Origin of the sequence: Kribbella sp. NPDC050124, from assembly GCF_044460355.1 — a bacterium.
GTDB lineage: Bacteria > Actinomycetota > Actinomycetes > Propionibacteriales > Kribbellaceae > Kribbella.
The window spans coordinates 1-24,772 of the sequence record NZ_JBITJU010000003.1 but is presented as its reverse complement, the minus strand read 5'-3'; the positions used below and the strand labels follow the sequence as shown (position 1 = coordinate 24,772).

The 24,772-nt window shown below is 68.8% G+C and carries 13 protein-coding genes and 1 pseudogene; 9 read left to right on the top strand and 5 right to left on the bottom strand.

Annotated features, from left to right (window positions below; genetic code table 11):
• The first annotated feature begins 129 nt into the window (after positions 1–129).
• Both ACIBL3_RS09845 and ACIBL3_RS09840 read left to right on the top strand, forming a co-directional pair.
• Positions 130–1,335: an MFS transporter gene (locus ACIBL3_RS09845; RefSeq protein WP_396352886.1), complete on the top strand. Its 1,206-nt coding sequence runs from the start codon at positions 130–132 to the stop codon at positions 1,333–1,335.
• A complete protein-coding gene (locus ACIBL3_RS09840; RefSeq protein ID WP_396352885.1) occupies positions 1,283–11,449 on the top strand; it encodes a MupA/Atu3671 family FMN-dependent luciferase-like monooxygenase in 10,167 nt (3,388 codons plus the stop codon). Before ACIBL3_RS09845 ends, ACIBL3_RS09840 begins: the two co-directional genes overlap by 53 nt.
• A gap of 2 nt (positions 11,450–11,451) precedes the next feature.
• On the opposite strand, the gene ACIBL3_RS09835 is transcribed toward ACIBL3_RS09840, so the two are convergent.
• The 3 genes from ACIBL3_RS09835 to ACIBL3_RS09825 form a co-directional block, all read right to left on the bottom strand.
• Complete coding sequence (locus ACIBL3_RS09835; RefSeq protein WP_396352884.1) at positions 11,452–13,407, bottom strand: hypothetical protein; 1,956 nt, start codon at positions 13,405–13,407, stop codon at positions 11,452–11,454.
• Positions 13,408–13,476: 69 nt separating this feature from the next.
• Complete coding sequence (locus ACIBL3_RS09830) at positions 13,477–14,355, bottom strand: phytanoyl-CoA dioxygenase family protein (RefSeq protein WP_396352883.1); 879 nt, start codon at positions 14,353–14,355, stop codon at positions 13,477–13,479.
• Positions 14,352–15,221: a phytanoyl-CoA dioxygenase family protein gene (locus tag ACIBL3_RS09825; protein ID WP_396352882.1), complete on the bottom strand. Its 870-nt coding sequence runs from the start codon at positions 15,219–15,221 to the stop codon at positions 14,352–14,354. Before ACIBL3_RS09825 ends, ACIBL3_RS09830 begins: the two co-directional genes overlap by 4 nt.
• A gap of 65 nt (positions 15,222–15,286) precedes the next feature.
• Here ACIBL3_RS09825 and ACIBL3_RS09820 point away from each other — a divergent pair, with 65 nt between their 5' ends.
• Together ACIBL3_RS09820 and ACIBL3_RS09815 are read left to right on the top strand one after the other, a co-directional pair.
• Positions 15,287–16,198, top strand: coding sequence for an AraC family transcriptional regulator (locus tag ACIBL3_RS09820; RefSeq protein WP_396352881.1), 912 nt, complete (start codon positions 15,287–15,289; stop codon positions 16,196–16,198).
• A 121-nt stretch (positions 16,199–16,319) separates the two neighbouring features.
• Complete coding sequence (locus ACIBL3_RS09815; protein WP_396352880.1) at positions 16,320–16,985, top strand: Type 1 glutamine amidotransferase-like domain-containing protein; 666 nt, start codon at positions 16,320–16,322, stop codon at positions 16,983–16,985.
• Between the two features lie 28 nt (positions 16,986–17,013).
• On the opposite strand, the gene ACIBL3_RS09810 is transcribed toward ACIBL3_RS09815, so the two are convergent.
• Positions 17,014–17,748, bottom strand: a complete 735-nt coding sequence (locus tag ACIBL3_RS09810; RefSeq protein ID WP_396352879.1) for a FadR/GntR family transcriptional regulator — start codon at positions 17,746–17,748, stop codon at positions 17,014–17,016.
• A gap of 303 nt (positions 17,749–18,051) precedes the next feature.
• Between ACIBL3_RS09810 and ACIBL3_RS09805 the strand changes: the two genes are divergently transcribed.
• Genes ACIBL3_RS09805 through ACIBL3_RS09785 form a run of 5 tightly spaced genes read left to right on the top strand, consistent with a single transcriptional unit; the run spans position 18,052 to position 24,536 of the window.
• Entirely contained in the window at positions 18,052–19,662 is a 1,611-nt protein-coding gene (locus ACIBL3_RS09805) for an ABC transporter substrate-binding protein (RefSeq protein ID WP_396352878.1), read from the top strand.
• 11 nt (positions 19,663–19,673) lie between these two features.
• Complete coding sequence (locus tag ACIBL3_RS09800; protein ID WP_396352877.1) at positions 19,674–20,633, top strand: ABC transporter permease; 960 nt, start codon at positions 19,674–19,676, stop codon at positions 20,631–20,633.
• The gene (locus tag ACIBL3_RS09795) at positions 20,633–22,588 is read left to right on the top strand and encodes a dipeptide/oligopeptide/nickel ABC transporter permease/ATP-binding protein (protein ID WP_396352876.1); all 1,956 of its coding nucleotides are present in this window, start codon (positions 20,633–20,635) and stop codon (positions 22,586–22,588) included. The genes ACIBL3_RS09800 and ACIBL3_RS09795 overlap by 1 nt, the downstream gene beginning before the upstream one ends.
• Positions 22,585–23,604 (top strand): oligopeptide/dipeptide ABC transporter ATP-binding protein, encoded by a 1,020-nt coding sequence (locus ACIBL3_RS09790; RefSeq protein WP_396352875.1) that lies wholly within the window; start codon positions 22,585–22,587, stop codon positions 23,602–23,604. The genes ACIBL3_RS09795 and ACIBL3_RS09790 overlap by 4 nt, the downstream gene beginning before the upstream one ends.
• Positions 23,601–24,536, top strand: coding sequence for a dihydrodipicolinate synthase family protein (locus ACIBL3_RS09785; RefSeq protein ID WP_396352874.1), 936 nt, complete (start codon positions 23,601–23,603; stop codon positions 24,534–24,536). The genes ACIBL3_RS09790 and ACIBL3_RS09785 overlap by 4 nt, the downstream gene beginning before the upstream one ends.
• Positions 24,537–24,686: 150 nt before the next feature.
• Here the strand turns inward: ACIBL3_RS09785 and ACIBL3_RS09780 are convergent.
• Positions 24,687–24,772 (bottom strand): annotated as a pseudogene (locus ACIBL3_RS09780) (IS5/IS1182 family transposase); the annotation flags it as partial.

The window sequence follows — 24,772 nt, the reverse complement described above, 5'->3', positions numbered from 1 at the left end:
GTCGGAGGTCACGCCGGCTGGTCGCCGCGGGCGACTCTCCGGTGTGGCTGCTGTCGCGGTGAAAATCTTTCTAAGCTGCTACTGGCGTCGGGTTTCCGCCCATCCCGGCGATCCAGGGAGGGTCCCTCGATGTCGCGTCCGCCCCGCGATTTCTGGCTGTTGCTGGGTGGCTACGCCGTGTCGTCGTACGGGAACTACCTGAACCTGATCGCGCTCGGCCTGTTCAGCTATCAGTGGACCGGCAGCACCTGGGCCACCGGCGCGATCATGGCGATCCGGCTCGGGACGGGGTTCGTGACCGGGCTGGTCTCCGGCCGCTTGCTGCTGCGGGTGGCGCGCCGGCCGTTGCTGATCGGGCTGGACCTGATGCAGGCAACGGCCATGGTGGTCCTGGTGCTGGCGCCAAGCCTGGTTGTCCTCCTTCTGGTCGCGGTCGTTCTCGGGGCGGGCAACACCACGCTGGTTGTCGCGCTGCGGAGCGGGATCCCGGATCTCGTGCCGCCGGACGGCCGGACCCGGGCGAACGGGCGCCTGGTGACGGCGCGTTCGATGGCCAGCGTGCTCGGCTTCGGCACGGCGGCGCTGGTGATCGAGTTCGGTGGCTACACCGCGGCATTCCTGTTGAACGCGGGCTCGTTCGTCGTTTCCGCGTCGGCGCTGGCGTTCGTGATGTGGCCGAAGTCCGGGCAGCTCCCGGTGTCGTCGAGCCCGCGCGGCAGCAGGTCGCTCTGGCGGTACCTGCCGCCGCTGATCGCCGGCATGGTCGTGGTCCGCGGCGTCGATGCGCTCGCTTCGGCCGGTCACAACGTCGCGTTACCGATCTACGCGAGCCTGACGGCACCTGACCATCCGGCTGCCGTCAGCACCCAGTTCTGGACGGCTTGGGCGATCGGCAGCATGAGCGCTCATCAACTGGTCAGCAGGCTCGTGAAGCGCGTCGACCACAGGACGTTCGCGATTGCGACCTGCGCGATGTCGGTGTGTTTCGTGCTCGCCTTCACCGGGCTTCCGCCGTACTGGCTGGTCGTGGTGTGCCTGCTGGCCGGGGTTGCCGACGGGGTGAGCGAGATCGGCTACCTGTCCACGTTGCAGACCGGGCCCGAGCAGGAACGCACCCGGGTCTTCGGGTTGTCCGCGAGCGTGGAGAACTCGGCCTTCGCCGGCGGCATGGTGATCGCGGCCGGCTTGCTCGACGTCCTGCCGGTGTTGCCTGTGGTCGGCGGGCTGCACGGGATCGCGGTGACCGGCGTACTGGTCTTTCTGTTGCTCTCGAGGAGGCGCCATGGCGAACACATCGATCAGTCACGGTCCCCGGCTGGCGCTGACCGAGGATGATCCGGCTGACGCGGTTCGGGCGCTGCGCCGTGCCGCGACTGAGCATCCCGCCGCCGGGGTGCGGACACCTGCCGGACTGCTCGCATATCCGGAGTTGCTTGCCCGGGCCCGGCGGATCCTGACCGGTCTTCGCGCCCGGGGAGCGTCCGACGGCGACGCGGTGGTCGTGCTGGGGTTGTCCCTGGACGACTTCTTCCCGGCGTTCTGGGCCTGCGTGCTCGGCGGGATGCGGCCCGCGGTGATCAGCGAGCCGGTGACGGCCAGATCGCCTGCGATGGACCGGCTGCGGCACACCTGCGAGCTGCTGGAGTCGCCGCTTGTGCTGACCGATCCCGCGAATGCAGGTCAGCTGACCGGCTATCAGGTAGCGATCGTCAACGACTTGGCAGAGCACGCGCCAGCTGAGGAACTGCACGAGCCGGACCAGGGCGACGTGGCCCTACTGATGTTGTCGTCCGGCAGTACGGGCGCACCCAAGGCGGCGGCCCTTACCCATCGAGGCATTGCCGAGTTCGCCGCCGGTGCGCGCCGCCAGCTCGACGTCCGTCCGGGCGAGACGATGCTCAACTGGCTGCCGGTGGACCACAGCGGCGCCTTGCTGCTGTACCACGTCCTGCCCGTGTTCACCGGGTCCACCAACGTGCACCTTCCGACGAGTGACGTGTTGGCGAATCCGCTGCTGTGGTTGGAGAAAGCCGCCGAGCACCAGGCACACCACATCTGGGCGCCGACCTTCGGGCTGCAGCTGACGGCCGAGCTGATGCGGGACGAGCTGGAGCTCGGTGCAGTGCGCTCGGTCGTGTCGGGCGGTGAGCAGATCGTCCTGCCGGTAGTGGAACGGTTCTTCGCGGCGACCGCGTCGTCAGGACTGGACCGGACGTGCTTCCGGCCGGCCTGGGGGATGGCCGAGACGGCGACCGCGATCACTATCGGGCGGCTCACGGATGACGGCGGCGTCTTGCGAGTGCTCAAGTCGTCAGTAGCCGGTCAGCTCGTGATCGCGCCGCCGGACACACCGGAAGCAGACTGTACGACGTTCGTCGCGGTCGGCGGGCCGGCGCCGGGGGCATCGATCCGGGTGGTCGACGAGGACGACCAGGTCCTGCCCGAGCTGCGGATCGGGCGGCTGCAGGTCCGGTCGAACCGGATCACCGCCGGGTACGTGAACAACGAGCCGGCCACCGCGGCCGCGTTGCCGGACGGCGAGTGGTTGCGGACGGGCGATTTGGCGTTCGTGTCCGGCGGCCAGGTGGTGATCACCGGCCGCGAGGGAGACACCGTCATCGTCAACGGGAACACCGTTTTCTGTCACGAGATCGAGGAGGTTGCAGGGGGCGTCGAAGGGCTCAGCCTGCGAGGCATCGGCGCGTGCGGGGTGCCGAATGCCGCGACCGGTACCGAGGACCTCGTGGTGTTCCTCGAGGACGACGGCAGCGGCGGAGACGAGCTGGTGCCGGCGGTGAAGGCGGAGCTGTTCCGCCGGCTTCGGCTGACGGCGACCGACGTTGTCCGGGTGCCATCCGGCGAGTTCCCGCGCACCGCGAGCGGCAAGGTCCGGCGCAACGAACTACGCGAGCGGTACCAACAGGGCTGGTACGACGCCGCGGCTCGTGGCGCACGGATCCCCGCGGCTGGTGAAGTGGCGGAAGAGGTGCGTCGCCTGCTGTCCGAGCTCGCCGGTGGGCCCGTCGGCGCGGACGTCCCGTTCTACGAACTGGGATTGACTTCGATCAAGCTGGTGCGTTTGCGGGCGGCGTTGGCGGACCGGTTCGGGATCGACGTACCGGCCACCGTCCCGTTCGAGCACCCGACCGCCGCCGCCTTGACCGCCTGGCTGACGGACGCCGTTGGCACCAGTGCGGCGATTCAGGTCGGCTCGGGCGGTGGCGAGGTGAGGGTTGAAGGGCTCGACCGGCGGGTGGCCGTCGTCGGGATGGCGGCGCGATTCCCAGGAGCGCGGTCGGTCGACGAGTTCTGGGCGAACCTGTGCGGGGGAGTGGACAGCGTGTCCTCCTTCACTGGCGCATCCAGGCCGGATCAGGTACTCGCGGGCGGAGTGCTCGACGACGCAGAGGGCTTCGACGCCGAGTTCTTCGGCCTGTCCCCGAAGGAGGCCACGCTCACCGACGCGGCCCACCGGCAGTTCCTCGAAGTCGCGCACCAGGCCTTGGAACACGGTGGTTACGCGGCCGCGGACACCGTTCGGATCGGTGTGTACGCCGGCGCCGGGATGAACCTCTACGGACATCAGGACCGGATGAACCCGTCCGCACCGAACGCGCTCGGCGACGTACCGACCGCGATGCAAGCCACGATCGGCGAGACCTCGGACTTCCTGGCCAGCCGGGTCGCGTACCGGCTCGGGCTGACCGGGCCGGCGATCGGCGTACAGACGGCTTGCTCGACCTCGCTCGTCGCGGTCCACCTGGCTGTTCAGGGACTGCTCACCGGTGACGCAGACCTGGCCATCGCCGGGGCCGCGGCGATCCGGCTGCCGCAGGACGCCGGGTACGAGTACGTGCCCGGCTCGATCCTGTCCCGCACCGGGCGCTGCAGACCGTTCGACGCCGACGCGGACGGCACGGTCGGCGGCAACGGGGTGGCCGCGGTCCTGCTGAAGCGGTTGGATCGTGCGCTCGCCGACGGCGACACCATCCACGCCGTGATCCTCGGCAGTGCGGTGAACAACGACGGGACCAGCAAGGTCGGTTTCACTGCGCCGAGCGTGGCCGGCCAGGTGGACGTCGTACGGCGGGCCTTGCAGCGCGCCGGCGTGGGCGCGGAGACCGTGTCGTACGTCGAGGCGCACGGAACCGGGACCGCGCTAGGCGATCCGATCGAGTTCGAGGCGCTGTCGCGGGTGTTCGGCCCGGCGGATGCGCGAGCGGCGAAGTGTGCGCTGGGTTCGGTGAAGGCGAACGTGGGACACCTCGACTCGTGTGCCGGGATGGCCGGGTTGGTCAAGGCAATCCTGATGCTGCAGTACGGGCGTCTGGTGCCGACGCTCAACCTGAACCGGCCGCATCCTGACCTGCGCATCGAGAACAGCCCGTTCGAGCTGGTCACGCAGTCGCGAGAGTGGAACGGGGCGGGAGCGCCGCGTCGGGCCGGGGTCAGTGCGCTCGGCGTTGGCGGCACCAACGCTCATGTCGTTCTCGAACAACCACCCGAGCCCGCGGAGCCGCGTTCGCGAGCGGACGAGCCGGTGGTCCTGCCGGTCTCGGCAAAGTCGGAGTCCGCACTGCGCGAGCTGATCGGCTCGCTGCGCGACCACCTTGCGGCCAACCCCGGACTCGCACCGGCCGACGTCGCGACCACGCTGGCTCTCGGCCGACGGCATCACCCATTCCGTCAGGCGGTGGCCGGCGTCGGCGTCGGCGCGTTGACGGCGGCCCTGGACCAGGTGACCCAGAGTGGGTCGTCGAGCGAGGGCCCGTTGGTGTTCGCGTACTCGGGACAGGGAGCGGCGTACCTGGGGATGTCCGACTGGCTGAGCCGGACGTTCGAGCCGGCGAGGAAGGTGTTCGACGAGGTCGGGCGGGTGATCGGCGGGGAAGCGGGTGAGCTGACTCAGGTCGGCTTGTTCGCCAACCAGGTGGCCTGGACCGAGGTCTGGCGGTCGCTGGGCGTCGTACCGGACCTGGTTGTCGGGCACAGCGTCGGCGAGTACGCGGCGCTGTACGCGGCCGGTGCGCTGTCGTTGGAAGACGGCGCGCGACTCACGGCTCGGCGGGGCGAGCTGATGCGGGCCGGTCTGCAACCTGGGGCGATGGTGGCGGTGGTCGCCGATCGGGCCACGGCCGAGCGGATCGCCGCCGAGTGTGGAGTGGAAGTTGCTGTCAGCAACGGACCGGACCGGCAGGTGCTGTCCGGCCCGGAGCCGGCGATGGCCCGCGTGGCCGAGGTCCTCGACCGGGAGGGCGTCACCTGGCGGCGGATGGCGGTGGACCGGGCGTTCCACTCTGTGATGGTCGAACCGGTGCTCGACGAGCTCAGCGCGTACGCCGACCGGATCAGCTTCCAGCCCTTCGGTCTGCCGTTCGTCAGCGGGCTGGACGGTTCGTTGCTGACCAGCGTCAGCAGCCAGTACGTCGTCGATCACGCCCGCCGGCCGGTTCGCTTCGACCTCGCTGTCGCCGCCGCCCAGAGTCGCGGCGCGAGCCGGTTCCTCGAGGTCGGACCCGACGTCGTCCTCACGCCACTCGGCCGGCGGATGTCACCTGGCACCAGTTGGGTCGCGAGCCAGCGCCGCGGATCGGGGCAACAGTTCGCCGAGGCGGTGGCCGAGTTGTACCGGGCGGGTACCGACATCAACTGGGCGCCGCTGTCGACCGGTCGCCGGATCCCGCTCCCCGGTCATCCGCTGACCCGACGAACCGCTGAGGAGCCGCCTGCCGCGGTGCCGGCACGGCAGGTTTCGGGCGACCTGCTGGACCGGGTCCGGGAACTCGTCGCGCCGTCGCTGGGCATGGTGGCGGCTGATGTGCCGGCGGAGGTTCCGTTCCTCAGTCTCGGGGCGGACTCGCTGTCGCTGATGCGGCTGGTCGGGGATCTGGAGGAGACCTTCGGCGTCGCCGTACCCGTGCGCAGCTTGTTCGAAGACGTCGACACCCCGGCCAAACTCGCCGACCTGCTCGGCCGGTCTGCCAGCTCGCCGTCGCAAACGGCCGAGCCGACCCCGGTCCCGGTCCCCATCCCGATCCCGGCCCCGGCCGCGGTCTCGGTCCCGGTCTCGCGTCCTGTCCGGGTGGATGAGCCGCGGGAGCACCGCGACCCGGCGCCGGCCTCGTCGGCCAAGTGCGACTTCAGCCTGTACTTCTTCGGCGACTACCCCGACTCCGCCGCGACGGACAAGTACGGCCTGATCCTGCGCGCGACCGAGTTCGCCGACCAGCAGGGATTCCACACTGTCTGGCTGCCCGAACGGCACTTCCACTCCTTCGGCGCCCTGTTCCCGAACCCGTCCGTGCTGGCCGCGGCGCTCGCCACCCGGACCCGGCAGATCCGGCTGCACGCAGGTTCGGTGGTCCTTCCGCTGCACCACCCGATCCGCGTCGCCGAGGAATGGTCGGTGGTCGACAACCTGTCCGGCGGCCGGGCCGGGATTTGTGTCGCCAGCGGCTGGCATGCCCGCGACTTCGTGCTCGCGCCGGACGCGTACGGGAACCACCGCACCGACATGTACGAGCGGCTCGACACCGTCCGCAAACTCTGGGCCGGTGAGACGATCACCGCGACCGCCGGGAACGGCGAGCCGACCGAGGTACGGCTCCATCCCAGCCCGATCCAGGACGAGCCACCGCTGTTCACCGCGGTTGTCGGCAATCCCGAGTCGTACAAGCTCGCGGCCCGCCACGGCCTCGGCATCGTCACCAACCTGATGGCGCAGTCCGTCGAGGACCTCGCCAGGAACCTCGCGCTGTACCGCTCGACGCGCGCCGAGCACGGGCTGGACCCCGACGCCGGGCGGGTGGTGGTCCTGCTGCACACCTACGTCGGCGAGGACCTGGAGACGGTCCGGGCCGAGGCGTACCAGCCGTTCTGCGACTATCTCCGCTCGTCGCTGTCGCTGTTCGGCCAGGTGACCAACAGCCTCGGCTTCCAGATCGATCTCGACAAGACGGCGCCGGACGACGTCGACTTCCTGCTCGGCCAGGCCTATCGACGGTATTGCGAGTCCCGGGCCCTCATCGGCACCCGGGAGAGCTGCCGCGAGATCGTCGACGCGATGCTCGCTGCCGGGGCGAACGAGCTCGCCTGCTTCGTGGACTTCGGTCTCGCGCCGGACCAGGTGATGCAGAGTCTGACCGCGGTCGACCAACTCCGGGCGGAGTACCTGCAGGCGCCAGTGGATCGTGGGCGGCGGCTGACGCCTCCGGAGAAGCGGATCTGGTTCCTGGAGCAGCTCGATCCCGGTGCGAACACCTATCACGAGCCGAAGGCGATCGAACTGCGCGGACCGCTGGACCAGGATGCGCTGCGCGGCGCCCTGCAGCGGGTGGTCGACCGGCACCCCGCACTGCGGACGGAGTACCGGGAGATCGACGGTGAGCCGCGCGCGTTCGTCCGGTCCGGCGTGCGGATCGAGTGCGAGCTGGTCGATGCCGAGGGCAATGACTTCCAGGAGCTGCTGCGTGATGTCCGGCTGGGCGAGCTCGAGCTGAGTACGGCGCCGCTGCTGCGAGCCCGGCTGGTCCGGCTCGCCGACGACCACCACGTGCTGTTGCTGGTAGGACATCACATCGTCTTCGACTCCGCCTCGACCCCGGTCGTGACGCGCGACCTCGGAGCGTACTACCGGTCCTGGCCCGCAGACCCGGGCTTGCCGCCCGCTGTGGACGCTCTCCCGGACGACAGCCCGACAGGCGGCCTCGGTCTCGAGCACCGTGACTTCTGGCTCGCGGAGCTCGCCGATGCACCTGAGCTGCGGCTGCCCACTGACCGCCCGAGGCCGAGGTCCTGGAGTGGCAAGGGCCGGTCGGTGACCCAGGAGATGGACGAGGCGCTGACCAGCCGGCTCAGTGCCTTCGCGGGACGCGCGGGCGTCACGGTGTTCAGCACCTTGCTCGCCGGGCTCAGCGTGGTGCTGTCCCGGTTCAGCGGACAGCGCGACTTCGTCATCGGTACGGGCGTCTCCGGCCGTGGGAAGGCCGCGTCCGAAGCCGTCGGGATGTTCGTCGACACCCTGCCGCTGCGGATCCGGCTGCCGGAAGACACCGATCTCGCCGCCCTGGCCCGATCCCTCGGCCTGTCGCTGATGGACGCGGTCGACCATCGCGACCTGCCGTTCGAGGAGATCGTCGCGAAGCTCAACCCGGACCGGTCGACCGGGCGCAATCCGCTGTTCGGCGTCATGGTCGAGTTCGAGAACCTCGCCGACGAGGTGGCCTTCGCGCCGCCGGCGGTGTCCGCCACGTTGCTCGACCTGCCCAGCGAGCGGGCGCCGCTCGACCTGTTGCTGTATCTGACCTACGCGCCGTCAGGCGTACAATGCGTGGCCGAGTACGACACGGACCTGTTCGACGAATCCACGATCAGGCGGCTGCTTCGCTACCTCGAGCTCACCCTCGACCTGGCGACCAGAGCCGACAATGTCCCGCCGGCGGAGTTGGCGGTGCTCACCGCCGAGGACGATCAACTCCTGTCCCGGCTGGAAGGTGAGCCCGGCCCAGCACCGACCGAGTGCCTGCAGGAGTTGTTCGAACGGCAGGCCGACCTGCATCCGGACGCCCTTGCGCTCACCGGGGACTTCGGCGACCTGACCTACGCCGAGCTCGACCAGCGGTCCAACTGGGTGGCCGCTGAGCTGATCTCACTCGGCGTCGAGCGGGGCCGGCTGGTCGGGAGTTGCCTACCACGTGGGCCCGAACAGGTCGCCGTACTCCTCGGCGTACTGAAGGCTGGCGCCGGCTATCTGCCGCTGGATCCGGCGGCCCCGGTGGAGCGGCTGCGGTTCCTGTTCGACGATTCGGACGCGGTCCTCCTCGTCACGCGGGAGGGCATGCCCGATCTCGGTGACCGGCCGACGCTGCGACTGGATCTGCTCGGGCCAGGTACGCCGTACCGGCCGGAGGTGAACGTGACCGCCGATGACCTGGCCTACTGCATGTACACGTCGGGATCGACCGGCTTGCCGAAGGGTGTGCTGGTGCCGCATCGCGGTCCGGTCAACCACGTCCTCGAGTACGTCGCCGCCCATGAGCCCACGCGAACGCTGCAGTGGGTGTCGCCGACCTTCGACGTCAGCATGCACGAGATCTTCACGACCTTCGCGACCGGCCGGACGCTGGTGCTGATCGAGGACGCCGGCCGGTACGACCCGGCGGAACTGGCTGCGCAGATCCGCCGGTACGAGATCCAGCGGATCGCGATGCCGTTCAGCGCTGTGCACTCGCTGCTGGCGACTCGTCCACAGCTGCCGTCCTTGCGGGAGATCTACTCGGCGGGGGAGGCGACGACGCCGTCCGCGGTCGAGCACGAGTTCCTCGCCGCACACCCGGACTGCGTTCTCTACAACGGCTACGGGCCGACCGAGACGTCGATTGTGGTGACCGAGCAACTAGTTGCTCGAGGGGACACGCGCCCGCCGATCGGCCGGCCGATCCGGGGAGTGCGGATCCGGTTGCTCGACGCGGATCGTCGCCCGGTGCCGCCCGGTGCCATCGGCGAGATCTGTGTCGAGGGCGTGTGTGTCACCGACGGGTACCTGAACCGGCCGGAGGAGACGGCGACTGCCTTCTTCGCGCCGAACTGGTACGCGACTGGTGATCTCGGCCGGTGGCGCTCCAGTGGCGAGCTCGAGTTCCACGGCCGCGCCGACGACCAGGTTCAGCTCCGCGGGATCCGGGTCGAGCCCGGCGAGATCCGGGCGGCTGTCCTCGATCACCCGGCGATCGAGGATGCCGCCGTGGTGGTGAATGACGGTGAGTTGGTCGGGTACACGGTCGGCTCGGTCGAGCATGCCGAGCTGACGGAGTACCTTGCGATGCGACTGCCGCAGTACCTCGTCCCGCGGCGCTGGGTCCGGCTGGATCGGTTGCCGCTGACAACCACCGGCAAGCTCGCCCGGTCCGCGTTGCCGGCTCCGGCGGAGGCGCGTTCGGCGGTCGCTCCAGCCACGCCGCTGGAACGCGTGGTGCGCGACGTGTGGTGCGACGTGCTGGAACGGATGGAGCTGGGGGTGACCGACTCGTTCTTCGAGCTCGGCGGACATTCGCTGCTCGCGGTCCGGCTGCTGAACCGGATCCGCGAAGCCACCGGCATCGACCTCACCCTGACCGAGTTCTTCCGTGCTCCGACCGTACGCGCCGTTGCTGCGCTGGGGCAGGCTGCGGTGGTTCCCGCGGCAGGACAGGTCTCCGAACCAGTTGCGGGGGAGGGGCCTGTCGTCGACGTTGCACCACTGACGTTCGCCCAGCAGCGGGCGCTCGGCCGGCATCGGGCGCGGCGGGACGCGTCGGTCTACAACAGCCTCAGCCGGGTCGACGTGACCGGGCCGCTCGACCCCGAGGCACTGCGGGACGCGTTGCAGGGCGTGGTGCAGCGGCATGGCGCCTTGCGGACCAGAGTGTTCGAGGATCGGCAGGAGGTGTTGGATGCCGTCGAGGTTGCGCTGCCGGTGACGGATCTGCCGGACGACGAGGACCAGATCCACGCCTGGTGTGCCGAGACCGCCCGACCGGCTCTGGAGCCCACGCAGGCACCGCTCTGGCGCGTGCGGCTCGGCCGAGTGTCGGCGAACCGGTGGGTGCTGGTGGTCGCCGTACATCACCTGATCAACGACGGCTGGTCGGCGCGGCTGTTCTGGGAGGACCTGTCGGCGCTGTACCGCGGTGCCGAGCTGCCACCGCCCTCCGCTCAGTACACCGACTACGCCCGCTGGGAACGCGCCAGCCTCACCGGCAGCACCCGCGCCAAGCTGGAGACGTTCTGGCGCGACGAACTCGCCGGCGCCTCGCTTCGTCCGGCCTTGCCGATCGATCACCCTCGCCCGGAGGTCCTCGACGGACTCGGATCCACCCACCACGTGGATCTGCCGCCTGAGCTCGCCGACCGGATCAGGTCCGCGGCTGCAGCCGCCGGAACCACGCCGTACCTGGTGATCGCCGCCGCCTTCGCCCGCTGGCTGGGGGACCTCTGCGGTCACGACGAGGTCGTCCTGCCAGTGTCCAGCGCCCGCCGCCGACGGTCCGAGTACGACGGCGTCCTGGGCTACATCGGCGAAGCGGTGCTGGTCCGGGTCAGGCTGGACACCGACAACCTCCTCGCCGAAACAGCCAGAGCCCTGTACGCCGCCCTGGACCACGAGACCCTGCCCTTGGCCGAAGTCGTCCGGACCGCCCTCCCCGCCGAGGCGCAATCCCCTTACCCAGCAGTCCTGTTCACCGTCATCACCACTCCACCCGCGACCCTCGACCTCCCCACCGGCACCTTCCCGGTCCACTCCCTCCCCTCCCCAGACCAGGCCCGAACCGAGCTCTACGTCGTCTTCACCCTGACCGACACCACCTTCACCCTCGACCTCGAATACAGCACCGCCCTCTTCACCCCCACCACCATCAACACCTGGTCCACCACCCTGACCACAGCCCTCCAAACCCAAACCGAACGGTGAGCTCATTGGCCGGCGCTACTGTCGAGCGGCCGCGGACCCAGCATGACCGGGTGCACCTCGCCCGGCGGCGACGCGGCCACGCGGTCGAAGTAGAGGTACACCACGGCCACGGCTGCGACCGGCATCGCCAGGGCGAAGAGCATCGAGGACAGCACGTTGATCAGCGTCGGCGAGAGGTCGGTGCCGAGCAGCAAGGTGATCCCTAGGACCGGTCCCACAGCCAGGCCGAGCCCGACGATGATCGCGAGCGGGACAGCGGTTCGCCACCATCGGCCCTTCGTCAGCGTCCGGCTGCGCTTCAGCGCTGCAGCGCCGGAACAGCGCTCGGCGACAGCTACCGGTACGGCGAACGCGCGGCTGACCGCGTAGTAGATCGCGAACGGGATCGTCGTGACGAAGGCCAGGAGGACGGCGCAAACGACGAAGTACTGGAGAGCAGCTCGGGTCAGTGGCTTCCAGCCCGACACCAACTGGCGCATCAGGACGGCTGACGTCACTTGGTCGCCGCGGTCCAGTCGGTCGAGGGTTGCTGCGACGATCGCCAGCAGGGCGAGGTACGTCGCCATCGTGACGAACGCGACGGCCAAGGCGACGACGGACGCCCAGAAGCCGGTAGCCGTCTCGGTCGGCGCGCCGAGATCCGCCGGAGCGTCGCGCCTGGCCACCTGAACCCTGGCCAGGACGGCTGTCACCAAGCCGAGCACGACGAAGGCTGCGGCGAAGCCGGTGAACAGGCCCGGTCGGAGCCGGAACAACCGCAGCGCGGAGACCACGGCCTGGCCCCAGGCCCGCGGCCGCCGGGCCGGCAGCGGTTCGGCGTCACTCCAGCGCGTCCGGCTCGCCGCGTACCAGATCAATCCGGCGACGGCGGCGAGCAGCAGGACGAGCAGCCAGGGCCGGTCGAGCGTCTCGCGGACCAGATTCGATCCGGTCGCGACCGCCGTACAGAATGCGTCGGTGCCACTCGGGCCCAGCACCGTGCCGCCCGGCACCGTGGTGCTGTCGTCCCGCCAGGTCTCCTCGGCGTCCTGGACGGGGGCGGTCCAGGAGGGTTTCATGTTCGGCCCGGTCGGTCCGTCGAAGAAGGATCGTTGCCGTTCGCCCCAGCGTCCCTCGAAAGCCAGCCATGGATACTGCTGCAGGTAGTCGGCGCGGGCCATCGGCACATAGGCGACCCGTGGTCTCAGGTCTGCACCCGGTCTCGTCGTGTCGTCGCACCCCAGTCCCTCCGAGCCGCGACCGAGGTACAGCCGCCGGCCGAACTTGTTGGCGTGCGAACCCGCCGCCGGATAGACGACCGGATGTGTTCCGTCGACGATCTCGAGCTTGTCGTCTCCCCACCGCGCCCGCTCGCCGCCGCCGTGCTGGCTGAAGCCCACGGCGATCGGCTCGGTGGTCAGCGCAGCCGCCGGTGTCGCCGCCTCGAAGACGAGCCGGATCGACTCCCAGTCGCCTTCGTGGGTGTTGTTGTAGTCGTTGAAGACGTAGAAGAACCAGTACTCCAGGGAGAGCTGCCCCGGAAAGCCGGGGTCCGCGGCGACGTGCGCGTAGACGGTGGCCGGCTGCGAGGCGTTGATGCGCGCCGACCACTCGGCGTAGTCGCAGCCGGGCCGCAGCGGATCGCCGGGGAAGTCCAGGAAGTGACCAGGGAGCCCACGGCGAAGATCGGAGCCCTCGGGTTCGGGCTTGATCAGGTCAGGAGGTCGCCAGGGTCCGCGGAGCGCAACCTGCTGGTCGCCCAGGACGGCCTCCACGTCGGTCGGCTGGAACTGCTCGCCGTCCTCGCAGTTGGACGCATCTTGCTGCAATCTGACGACGGGGGAGTAGCGCTCGGCCAGCACCTTGGCGGCGCCATCGTCCTGCGGGCCCGCGGCCGCCGCCCGATCGGGTACGCAGCAGAAAATCGCCGCCAGCAGAGCAGACAGCAGTAGTGGCAGAGACCACCTGCGTGCCGTCATGTGGACAGCATGCGCTCCCCGCTCCGATCGGCACACCACCCACTCCGGTCCGTCCGGCACCAACCCCGATCAGCAGGTGACGTCTTTGCCTTCGCTGCCGAAGATCTCGAGTCGGCGTTCTTGCGGGATGCCCGGTGTTCTGGTCGGCTGGTAGTGCAGCTGGACCGCGCGCCGGCGGGTGTCGGTGCGGTTGGCCGGAGTTCCGTGGTGCAGCAATCCGTGAAAGAAGAGCGCCCCACCCGGCGCGAGCGGAACGACGGTGTCGCGGGATACCTCGACCTCGTCGTCGCACAACTGCCAGTCGCGACGCTTGAAGTGCACCACGGGCCCTTCGGCGTGGCTGCCTGGGATCACATGCATGCAGCCGTTCTCTGGGGTCGCAGGATCCAGGGCGATCCACACCCCGATGATCGGCGTCCCGGGCTCGTAGGCGAAGAAGGCATTGTCCTGATGCCACGGCTTCTCCCGCCCGCCGCCGGGCGGCTTCAGCAACGCCATGTCCTGGAACATCGTGAGGTCCTGACTGCCGGTCAACTGACGAACAACTCGCAGGATTCGCTCGTTGGTCGCCAGTGTGCGCAGCCGAGAGTCCTCGTTGACGAACCACATGAACTTCCGAACGAGGTCCATGCGCTCGGTTCCGGTCGCGGTGTCCACGAGCGCCGCCGCCCATGACTCGTACTCGATCTGCGCCTGTCCCGGTCTGGTCAGCACGTGCGACAGGGCAGCCAAGACATCGGTGATCTCGCCCGGTTCCAGGACGTTGCGCACGGCAAGGTAGCCCTCCACCGCGAACCTCTCGATCTCGGCTTCGCCGACCGCATCGATCGATTCCACGAAGGTGGCCGGCTTGTCGAACCGGTACAGATCGCCGGGATAGTCGAACTCGGTCGCCGTGTCCATCTTGAACGCCGCAGACCGGGCGCTCGGTGCTGAGTGGTGGTTCACTTGGCGCAGCCTCCGTCCCGGTCGCGCCGGATGTGCGGTACGGCGATGTCGCTGGTCCCCTTGTACGCGTAGGGATCCTGGCCGGCGACCTGTACCACGTCGCGGTAGTCCCATGCGCCGCTGTGGATCCCCTCCGGCTTTTCCTGCCACGGCAACAGTGATTCCGCGCTCATGTAGTGGTTGGCCAGGGCCCGCCGCAGGCCGTGTCCGCCGGTGTTGGGCAGCGACCGGTGCAGCAGGTAGCCGTTGAACACGACGACCGATCCGGCGGGGACCTCCAGCGCGACCGCGTCCTCTTCGCGGTACGGGAAGTCGTACGCCTCGTTGGTGCAGTCGAAGCGCTCGTCGTCGTGCTCCCGGTCGGGGTACAGGACGCCCCTGCGGTGCGAGCCGGGCAGCGCCCAGAGGCAGCCGTTCTCGACCGTCGCGTCGTCCAGGGCGATCCACGCGGCGGTCAGCGACCGGTCCCTGGTCGGGATGAAGAACTCGTCCTGGTGCCAGGCCTGTCCCGGTTTGCCCTCGCCCTTGGTGAACAGCATGGACTGCATCGCCTTGACGTTCGGCCCGATGAGCTGGGTCAGTACGTCGGTGATCGCCGGGTGGGCAAGTGTCGCCCGGAACAGGGCCGAGATCTTGTGTGGGAAGTGGATGCAGAGGTACCGGCGAATGGTCTCGTCGTCGGCCTCGCCGGGTGGCGGCAGCTCGTGGCCCCCGATGGCGCCGAGCTCACCGCGGCAGGCGCGCAGTGCTTCCGCGCGCAGCTCGTCGACCTCTGTGGGGGAGAGGGCTCGGTCGAGGATGACGTAGCCGTCGTCCTGATAACGGTCACGGATGTCGGTGGCGATCTGACTCGTCGTGCCGGTCATGCGTCGAACCTGCCACCGCCGGCACCCGTTGCCTATGGCTGGCAGATGCGAAAACATGGCGGATCGTGACCTCCTCCATCGTGTCACTCGGCGACTTCCGGCCTGCGGTCGCCGACTATCCGCCCGGCTCGACCTATGGCCCTCGGGTGGTCCCGTCGTACGAGCTGATGTGGTTGCTGTCCGGCAGCGTGACGTGGGTGTGGCACACCGACAAGGCCGGCGGCCGGCGGGAGCTGGAGCTCGTCCCGGGCATGTTGCTGCTGACCCGCCCGGGCATGCGCGACGAGTACCGCTGGGACGAACGGCGGCCGACCCGGCACGGCTACGTCCACTTCGACATCGACCCGGCACCGGTTCTGCCGCCGCTCGTTCGGCCGGTTGCGGAGCCAGGACCGCTGGCCGGCCTACTGCAGTACCTGCTGTGGCTGGCAGACGAGCCAGACCCGACATGGGCGTGCCGCGCGGCGGACGTGCTGGCCCTGATCATGCGCCTGTTCATCGATGGCCCACTGCCCGCTGACGACGGCCCGGCCGAACCGCCGGCCCTGGCGGCCGCCCTGGATCACGTCCGCACGCAGTGGGCGGACCAGCTGAGACCCTTTACGCTCGCCGAGCTGGCCGCCGCAGCCGGCACGTCGCGCGCACATCTTGCCCGCCTCTTCGGGAAGCAGTTCGGCACCGGCATGATCACCGCCCTGGAACTGGTCCGACTGGCCCGCGCCGAGTCGTTGCTGTCCCGCAGCAACCTGACCATCACCCAAATAGCCCACGCCTGCGGCTTCTCCGACCCCCTCCACTTCTCCCGCAGATTCCGAGCCACTTACGGCACACCCCCAAGAACCTTTCGCCACACCGCCACCCTGGAATCACCCTTGACCACCACCAACCTCCACCGCCTAGCCCGCCGCCTGGACGCCACAACTGCCGGCGGCATCGTCCAGATGAGCTCGACTCCAGTTGTCGGATCCGGAACGTAGTGTTCGTTGAACAGGTGAATGGTGCCCCAGTCGAGGGCGCCACAGGGCAAGGGAGTCAGGCGATGACGCGTCCGCGGTGCCTAGGTCACACGAATCCGTCGCACTCAACTCGGGAGGCGGTGTGAAGCTCCTTCTCACCTCCGGAGGCGTCACGAACGAGAGCATCCGCGATGCGCTGCTCGATCTGCTGGGTAAACCGATCTCCGAGTCCCGTGCGCTCTGCATCCCCACGGCACAGTGGGGCCACCCGATGCTCGGGCCCGCCTCGGTGCGGGGCTTCGTCACCGGCGAGCCGCCACGGCTCATGACCAGCCTGGGCTGGGCATCCGTGGGCGTCCTCGAACTCACCGCGCTGCCCAGCATCGGCCAGGACCGATGGGTGCCGTGGGTCCGAGAAGCGGACGTGTTCCTGGTGGACGGCGGCGACGCGACGTACCTGTACCACTGGATGCGGCAGTCAGGGCTGTCGGACGTCATCTCGTCGCTACCCGAGACGGTCTGGGTAGGCCTCAGCGCCGGCAGCATGGTGATGACACCGCGCATCGGCGCCGACTTCGTCAACTGGCCTTCCGCGCCGGACGACCGCACGCTCGGAGTCGTCGACTTCTCGATCTACCCGCACCTGGACCACGAACTCATGCCAGGCAACACCATGGCCGACGCGGAAAGATGGGCCGCCGACATCGCAGCTCCGGCCTACGCCATCGACGACCAGACCGCCATCAAAGTGACCGACGGCACCATCGAGATCATCTCCGAAGGACACTGGAAAGCCTTCCTCACATAGCCACCAACCGCTACCGGCGCCATGGTGTCTAGTGGGCCTGGTCGGCGAGACTGGTTGCAGTTGGGCGCCGCGGGCTTCGGTAGGGGCCGGTGCCGAGGCGGTCGCGGACCTCGCCGAAGTGCGCGTGTACGGCGTTCTCGGCCTGTTCGGCGTCGCCGGAGCCGATCGCGTCGACCACCGCCTGATGCCGCGCTGCGGTCTCGGCCGGTGAGGAGATCAACGTCTCCAGATCGGTCTCGACGGCCCGATAGACGTCCCAGAACAGACCGACCAGCTCCCGGGCCAGCGGGACCCCGGCGGCGTCGCAGATGTGCTCGTGGAACTCGCGGTCCGCGGTGGCCGCGTCCTGACCGTCGGCACGCATCCGTTCGACACAGCCGGACAGCTTCTGCCGCAGTTCGCCGCTGTCGGTGCCGGCGACCCGGCGGGTGAGCTCGGTCTCCAGGATCTCCCGGACCTCGAGCAGCTCACTGAGCCGCTCGGTGCTGCTGCCGGACGACCGGGTGCGGAACAGCAACCACGGGTGCAGCGCTGCCGAGTTGGCCGAGCCGACGAACATGCCGTAGCCGTGCCGGATCTCGACGATCCCGAGTGCCTGCAGGGCTTTGAGCGACTCGCGGACCGAGTTGCGGCTGACCTGGAACTCGGCCATCAGCACGTTCTCGGCCGGCAGCGGGGCGCCGGGTTCCAGGTTGCGCTCGATGATCAGGTCGGCGATCGCGTTGGCGAGTTCGTCGCTGCGTTTCGGCCGCGTCACTGCCACGACGCACTCCCAGTCTTCCGCTCCGGTATGGTCCCACATCCTACGTCCGAGGTCAGCCGGCTCCGGACATCGGCGAGCTCGGCCGCGGTCGGCCTCGTTTCACCGGCGGACAGGTCGAGCCGCGGGATCGGGTTCTTGATCTGGTCCTGCACGTGCTGGGTCCCGCGGGGTGGAGCCATCGGCATCGCCTCCGGTCTTGACCGACCGGAGACAGACTCCTAAGGTCGGCACTCATAGGACGTAGGATGTCCCACAACCTACCTCCTGTGAAGCTCTATTACACCCCCTGCCGCTGGAGGCATCGTGAACCAAACCGGGTTCGACCGCCGCTCGTTCCTGAAGTACTCCGGAGTGCTGGGCGCAGCCGCGACGATCACTGGTGGATTGTCGGCCTGCAGCAGCGGTCCGGCCTCGACCGGAGCCGTCGGCGCCGGCGCGGACACCGGCCTGGTCACCGCGGTGATCGGCTACGGGAACAATCAGAGCTGGGATCCGACCATGAGTGCCTCCGCCTTCACGATGGCGGCGATGCAGCACATTTACGAGGGCCTGCTCGACACCGACCCGATCACCCGGCAGCCGTACGCCGCGCTCGGCAAGGAAGTGCCGTCCGACCTGAACGCCACGTCCTGGAAGTTCACCCTGCGGGACGGGGCGAAATGGCACGACGGCCAGCCGGTGACCGCCGATGACGTCGTCTTCACCTTCCAGCGGATCCTCGACCCGAAGCTGAAGGTGCTCACCTACAACTTCTTCGCCAGCTGGTTGAAGGAGGTCAAGAAGGTCGACGAGAAGTCCGTCGAGTTGGTGCTGAACTTCCCGTTCCCCGACGGCGCGCCGCGGCTGACGATCGCGAAGATCATGCCCAAGCACGTCTTCTCCCAGGCGGGTGCCTGGGACCAGGCCAAGAACGGCAAGGCGGTCGGGTCCGGCCCGTACAAGCAGGTCTCGCACCAGCCGAAGTCGAACACCACGTTCGAGGCTTTCGCCGACTACAACGGCCCCCGCCCGGCGGCGTTCAAGAAGATGAACTGGCTGAGCATCGTCGATTCCTCCGCCCGGGTCGCGAAGATCTCCGGAGGTAGTGCCGAGGCGCAGATTTCCGACAACATCCCGTACGCCAACATCGAGCAGCTGAAGAGCTCGGGCCTCACGGTCGAGGGCGGCAAGGGGATGAACCATCTGTTCCTGATGTTCAACACCGCGAACAAGCCGTTCGACGACGTGCGGGTCCGGCAGGCGCTGTTCACCGCGATCGACACCCAGAAGATGATCGAGGTCGCGCTCAAGGGCCGCGGCACGGCGAGTACGTCGTTCCTGAACGAGGCGAACCCCGCCTATGCCAAGGCGAAGACGGTCTACAGCTACGACCCGGCGAAGGCCAAGGCGCTGCTGGCCGAGGCCGGCGTGACGAACCTGTCGATCAATCTGCTCGCGGTGAACGTGAGCTGGATCGTCGACTGCCTGCCGACCATCGCCGCGTCGTGGAACGCGATCGGCGTGAAGACGACGCTGGAGCCGCAGGACACCGCCGCGGTGTTCACCAAGATGGACCAGAACGCCGACTACCAGGTGGTCGCGGCGGCGTCGAACCCGAACCAGTTCGGCGCCGACGCCGACCTGATCCTGCGCTACAACTACACCCAGGGCGGGTCGTGGATGAAGTACACGCGCTGGGAGAACAGCGCCGGCGCCAAGATGATCTTCGCGAAGATGGACGAGGCGGTCCGGGCCACCGACGCGGACACCAGGCTCGAACTGACCCACGAGTACCTCGACCTGGTCGCCGAGCAGGCGGTGCTGTATCCCGTCGTCCACACCGAGCTGATGACGGCCTGGGACGCCAAGAAGCTGGGCGGGATCAAGGCGCAGCCCTATCCGGGGATCAACCTGCTGCAGGCCAAGCGGGCCTGAGGTCACCGATTGTGGCCGTCATCATCAGAATGCTGGTTCGCCGGCTGTTGCTGCTGGTTCCGTTGCTGCTCGGCATCATCGCGTTCGTCTTCCTGGTGATGCGATTCTCCAACAACGATCCCGCGGTCGCGTACTTCCAGGGCGCCAACCCGACCGAGGAGCAGTTGCACCAGTTCCGGCAGGAGAACGGCCTGCTGGACCCGCTGCCGCTGCGCTATGTGCACTTCGTCGGTGACCTGCTGCACGGCGACCTCGGCACCAGTGTGCTGACCAAGGCGCCCGTACTGCAGTCGGTCACCACCGCCATGCCGCTGACGTTCCAGCTCACCCTGCTGGGGTTGCTGATCGCACTGGTGCTGGCCTTGGTCCTCGGTGTCACCGCCGCGATCTTCAGGGACCGCTGGCCGGACCAGGTGATCCGGCTGGTCTCGCTGATCGGTGTGGCCGCGCCTTCGTTCTGGCTGGCGCTCCTGATGATCCAGTACCTCGCCGTCGACCGCGGCTGGTTTCCGCCGAGCGGGTACGTGAATCCGGCCGACGGGACCGTCCCGTGGCTGCGGACGATGGCGCTGCCGGCGCTGGCGCTGTCGTTGCCGGTGGCCGCTCAGCTGACCCGGATCATTCGTACGTCGGTCGTCGAGGAACTCGACAAGGACTACGTCCGGACCGCCATCGGCAGCGGTCTGCCGCCGGTCGTGGTGGTCGGACGCAACGTACTGCGGAACGCACTGATCAACCCGCTCACCGTGCTCGGTCTGCGAATCGGATACCTGCTCGGCGGAGCTGTCGTGATCGAGCAGATCTTCACCCTGCCGGGCATGGGCACGCTGATGATCAACGCCGTCCGCGACGGTGATCCGGCTGTCGTGCAGGGCGTCGTACTGACGATCGCGATCGGCTTCGTAGTGGTCAACCTGGTCGTCGATGTGCTGTACCTGCTGGTCAACCCGCGATTGAGGAGCGCCGCCTGATGCGTGCACGACTGGCCCAGCGGCTCTCCCGGCCCGGGATCAACTTCAAGCGGCTGTCGCCGGCGGCCTGGATCGCGGTCGCGGTCCTCGCGGTGGTGATCCTGGCCGCGATCCTGGCTCCGCTGCTGACGCCGTACGACATCCTGACGCAGGAGGACGCCGGCGGCGGGCCATCGGGGGCGCACTGGTTCGGGCTGGACAGCGCGAACCGGGACATCTTCACCCGGCTCGTGTACGGCGCCCGCTGGTCGCTGATGATCGGCCTTGGCGCGACCGCGCTCGCACTGACCGCGGGCGCGATCATCGGCGCTGTCGCGGCGACCTCCCGCAAGGGGGTCGACGAGACGGTGATGCGGTGCCTCGACGTCGTGATGGCGTTCCCGGGGATCGCACTCGCCGCCGTGCTGGTCGCGGTGTTCGGTGGATCCATCCCGGTGCTCGTGATCGCGATCGCCTTCCTCTACACGCCACCCGTGGCACGGGTGGTCCGCGCCAACGTGCTCGCGCAGTACGGCGAGGACTACGTGGTCGCGGAGAAGATCATCGGCGCCCGCAGTCCGCACATCCTGCTCCGGCATGTCGCGATCAACTGCGCCGCTCCGGTGCTGGTGTTCTGCACGGTGATGGTTGCCGATGCCATCGTCTTCGAGGCGTCGCTGTCCTTCATCGGCGCCGGAGTCCGGCCGCCGGAACCGTCCTGGGGCTCGGTGATTGCCGACGGCAAGAACATGGTGCTGCTGGGCGGCTGGTGGGCGACGGTGTTCCCGGGACTGCTGATCCTGATCACCGTGCTGTCGCTGAACATCCTGTCCGAGGCCGTCTCCGACGCCTGGGCGGCGCCGGGCGGACGCCGGGCGGAGAGCAAGAAGCAGGACAAGGACCTGCTGGAGACCGCACGCCCGGGCTCCGGTGAACTGGTCGAGCTTCCCGGTCTGGACCTGGCGGCGATGCGGCTGCGGGAACGAGCGCGCCCCTTGCCGGACGGTGAACCCGTGCTGTCCGTGCAGCAGTTGGCGATCGGCTTCGAAGGCCGGCACGACGGGGTCGACGTCGTCGACGGGATCAGCTTCGACGTACGGCCCGGCGAGGTGCTCGGCCTGGTCGGCGAGTCCGGTTGCGGCAAGTCGCTGACTGCACTCACCGTGATGGGGCTGGAGCCGCGCGGCGCCCGGATCCGCGGCCGGATCCGCTTCGACGGCAAGGACCTGCTGAACATGCGGCGTTCCGAACGGCGACGGCTGCTCGGACACGACATGGCGATGATCTACCAGGACGCTCTGTCCTCGCTGAACCCGGCGATGACGATCAAGGCGCAGTTGAAGCAGGTCGTTCGCCGCGGCGGACGGCATACGCCGACAGAGCTGCTCGAACTGGTCGGGCTGGATCCCGAGCGGACGCTGACCAGCTATCCGCACGAACTGTCCGGTGGCCAGCGTCAGCGTGTGCTGATCGCGATGGCACTGTCCCGGGAGCCGAAGTTGATCGTCGCCGACGAGCCGACCACGGCACTCGACGTCACCGTGCAGGCACAGGTGATCCAACTGCTGCTGCGGCTGCGCGCCGAACTCGGCTTCGCCCTCATCCTGGTATCACACGACCTGGCGCTGGTTGCCGACGTCACCGACCGGGTCGTGGTGATGTACGGCGGCCAGATCGTCGAGGCCGGTGTCACGGCAGACCTGGTCGGCGAGCCCGCGCACCACTACGCCCGTGGCCTGCTCGGTTCGGTCCTGTCGCTGGAGTCCGGCGCGGCCCGGCTGACCCAGATCCGCGGCGTCGTACCCTCGCCGGCCGACTTCCCCGCAGGCTGCCGGTTCGCCGACCGGTGCCCGATGGTCACCGACCTGTGCCGCAGCACAGCACCCGAGCTGACCGGCCGAGCTTCGCAGCACCTGGTCGCTTGCCATCATCCGGCACTTGTCCTCGAGCCCCTGGAGAAGGAAGCGGTGCGATGACAGAGACGGTGCTCGAGCTTTCGGACGTGCACGTCGTACACCGGGCCCGGTCCGGTGGTCTCTTCAGCAGGGACCGGGTGTACGCGCTGACCGGGGCTGATCTGACCGTCGCCGCCGGTGAGACCGTCGGCGTGGTCGGCGAGTCCGGCTGCGGGAAGTCCACGTTGGCCAAGGTCCTGGTCGGCGTCCAGCAACCGACCGAGGGCACGGCGGCGTTCCGGGGCCGGGACATCTGGTCGATGAAACCGGCCGAACGCCGCGAGGCCATCGGCACCGGGACCGGGATGATCTTCCAGGACCCGTCGACCGCCCTGAACCGCCGGCTGCCCGTTCATCGCGTACTGCGGGACCCGCTCGACGTGCACCGTCGCGGAACCATTGCCCAGCGCAACGAACGCGTCCGGGAGCTGATGGCGTTGGTGGGTCTGCCCCGGAGCGTCGCCGATGCCCTGCCCGGCCAGTTGTCCGGCGGCCAGCGGCAGCGCGTCGCGATCGCCCGCGCGCTCGCACTCGAACCGTCGCTCCTGGTCGCCGACGAGCCGACCAGCGCGCTCGACGTCTCCGTCCGGGCGCAGATCCTCAACTTGCTGCTGGACCTCAAGGAACGCCTCGGCCTGGCCATGGTGTTCGTCTCGCACGACATCCAGACCGTACGCCGGATGAGTGACCGGGTGGTCACCATGTACCTCGGCCGGATCGTCGAGCAGGCACCGGCCGCCGGCATCGCCGGTCAGGCGCGGCATCCGTACACCCGCGCGCTGTTCTCGGCGACCCCCGGCCTGATCTCGCCGATCGAGCCGATCCCGCTGGCCGGGCCGGTGCCGTCGGCCACCCGGCCGCCGACCGGCTGCCCGTTCCGGACCCGCTGCTGGAAGGCCGACGACGACTGCGCCGGTTCGATGCCCGAGTTCGAGTCCGATGCCGCCGACCCAGCGCATCTGTTCCGCTGCTACCACCCCGTGGCCACGCGAGACTCCACCGGTGACCTGATCACCCAAGCATTGGAGCGTTCATGACCTTGCCTGCCCGCCTGACCGGCGTCATCCCACCTGTCTGTACGCCGTTCACGCCGGATCACCAGGTGGACACCGCCTCCCTGGTCCGGCTGGTCGACCACCTGATCGACGGCGGTGTGAGCGGACTGTTCGTCCTCGGCTCCACCTCCGAGGTGGCGTACCTGCCGGACGGGCACCGCCAGGTCGTGCTCGACACCGTCGTGGGCCACGTGGCGGGCCGGTTGCCGGTGCTGGCAGGCGTCATCGACATGGCGACCCTGCGGGTGATCGACCACGTCCGGACGGCCGTTGCGGCCGGTGTGGACGGAATCGTCGTCACCGCGCCCTTCTACACCCGCACCCATCCGGCCGAGATCGACCGACACTTCCGGATGGTCGCGGCGGCCGGTGGGCTCCCGGTGTTCGCGTACGACCTGCCCGTATCGGTGCACTCCAAGCTTGGTGCCGACCTGGTGCTGCAGCTCGCGGCCGACGGCGTACTGGCGGGTCTGAAGGATTCCAGCGGTGACGAGGGCGGTCTGCGCAACGTCATCCTTCGGGCGCGCGACCGGGGCGACATCACCGACTTCAGCGTGCTCACCGGTTCCGAACTGACCGTCGACAACGCGCTGTGGATGGGAGCCGACGGAGTGGTCCCAGGGCTCGGCAACGTCGACCCCCACGGCTACGTCAAGCTCTTCGATCACGCGGCCGCCGGTGAGTGGGAGGACGCGCGCACCGAGCAGGAACGGCTGGTGCGTCTCTTCGAACTGATCGGAGTCGGCGACCCGGCCCGGATGGGCATGAGTTCCTCCGCCCTAGGAGCCTTCAAGGCAGCACTGCAACTGCGCGGCGTGATCGAGCACGGCGTGATGGCCCCACCCCAGATCCCGCTCGACACGGACGAAATCGCCCAGGTCGAAAAGCACCTCGTAGCCGCCGCCCTCCTCTGATGTAACGCCGACGCGGATGGTCGGCAAAGTGATCACCGCTTACCGGTGATGAGCGAAAGCTTTACAGGTAAAGGATCCCGCGAACGCCCAGGGGCCGTTCCCCACCCAGGCTCGTCCGCTCCGCGTGATGAGCGGTATAGCGAGGTTTTCTCACCGGGCTGGTCTTTGTAGTTGAAGTAGGACGAGTGCGGCTTGTGTGATGGCGCCGATGCGCCAGGGGTCGAGGGTGATGCGGC

Bases quoted from the DNA above. Each gene is read 5' to 3' on its own strand.
- ACIBL3_RS09845 (WP_396352886.1), top strand. From the start codon at position 130: ATGTCGCGTCCGCCCCGCGATTTCTGGCTGTTGCTGGGTGGCTACGCC.
- ACIBL3_RS09840 (WP_396352885.1), top strand. From the start codon at position 1,283: ATGGCGAACACATCGATCAGTCACGGTCCCCGGCTGGCGCTGACCGAG.
- ACIBL3_RS09835 (WP_396352884.1), bottom strand. From the start codon at position 13,407: ATGACGGCACGCAGGTGGTCTCTGCCACTACTGCTGTCTGCTCTGCTG.
- ACIBL3_RS09825 (WP_396352882.1), bottom strand. From the start codon at position 15,221: ATGACCGGCACGACGAGTCAGATCGCCACCGACATCCGTGACCGTTAT.
- ACIBL3_RS09795 (WP_396352876.1), top strand. From the start codon at position 20,633: ATGCGTGCACGACTGGCCCAGCGGCTCTCCCGGCCCGGGATCAACTTC.
- ACIBL3_RS09790 (WP_396352875.1), top strand. From the start codon at position 22,585: ATGACAGAGACGGTGCTCGAGCTTTCGGACGTGCACGTCGTACACCGG.
- ACIBL3_RS09785 (WP_396352874.1), top strand. From the start codon at position 23,601: ATGACCTTGCCTGCCCGCCTGACCGGCGTCATCCCACCTGTCTGTACG.